Consider the following 735-nt stretch of genomic DNA (forward strand, 5'->3'; position numbering starts at 1 on the left):
CCCCACCGCACCACCGGCAGTTGTTGTCCGTTGCGGCTGCGGATGACGGCAACAAGTGCCAGGCGAACCCACCGTGTGTCCCGGATGACGGGGCCATTGTTCGAACCCACCACTTATAGAGAGGTACATCATGAAAGATCCCTTCAGCCCCCGCGCCGTTCGCGCCGCGCGCCGCCGCCTGCTCGACGACGAAACCGGAGCGGCTACAGCCGAATACGCGATTGCCACGATGGCTGCGGTCGCATTTGCGGGGTTGCTCGTCGTGATCATGCGCAGCGACGAGGTGCGCGGCATCCTGACCGATCTCGTCCGGCGTGCTCTGACGGTGGCGTGAGCGTGCGCTGTGGCCAGGACGGCGGGTCCCACGGTCATCGCTGCGACCGATGCAGCCGGGCTCCGCTCGATGACCGGGGCTCGGTCGCGGCCGAGTTCGCGGTGACCCTTCCCGCCGCTCTGCTCGTGATCGTCGTGGGCGTCGCCGCGCTGGCGGCGGGGTCGCAGACGGTGCGTTTGCAGGGAGCAGCGGCGGATGCTGCTCGCCTGATCGCGCGCGGAGAGCCAGAGCCCGCTGACGCCCTGGTCGGCCGCCTGGCCGGGGGCGCCGACCTGCAGATCGATGAGGGTGATCGGCTCGTCTGTGTGACACTCACGTCCCCGGTCGCGGTGCCCGGCCTCGCCGCGACGGGACTGGATGTCTCAGCCCGAGCCTGCGCCGCGGCGGGCGGACGATGATGC

At 69.9% G+C, this 735-nt stretch carries 2 protein-coding genes; both read left to right on the forward strand.

The genetic code is table 11. The features are described 5' to 3' along the window. Window positions 1-130 precede the first annotated feature (130 nt). The gene (locus MIC448_RS15430) at window positions 131-334 is read left to right on the forward strand and encodes a DUF4244 domain-containing protein (protein WP_036301762.1); all 204 of its coding nucleotides are present in this window, start codon (window positions 131-133) and stop codon (window positions 332-334) included. 101 nt (window positions 335-435) lie between these two features. After that, on the forward strand, window positions 436-732 hold the full coding sequence (locus MIC448_RS15435; protein WP_081766476.1) for a TadE family type IV pilus minor pilin: 297 nt from the start codon (window positions 436-438) through the stop codon (window positions 730-732). The last annotated feature ends 3 nt before the right edge of the window (window positions 733-735 follow it).

It is taken from the genome of Microbacterium sp. C448, assembly GCF_000582705.2.
GTDB classification, from domain to species: domain Bacteria; phylum Actinomycetota; class Actinomycetes; order Actinomycetales; family Microbacteriaceae; genus Microbacterium; species Microbacterium lacus_A.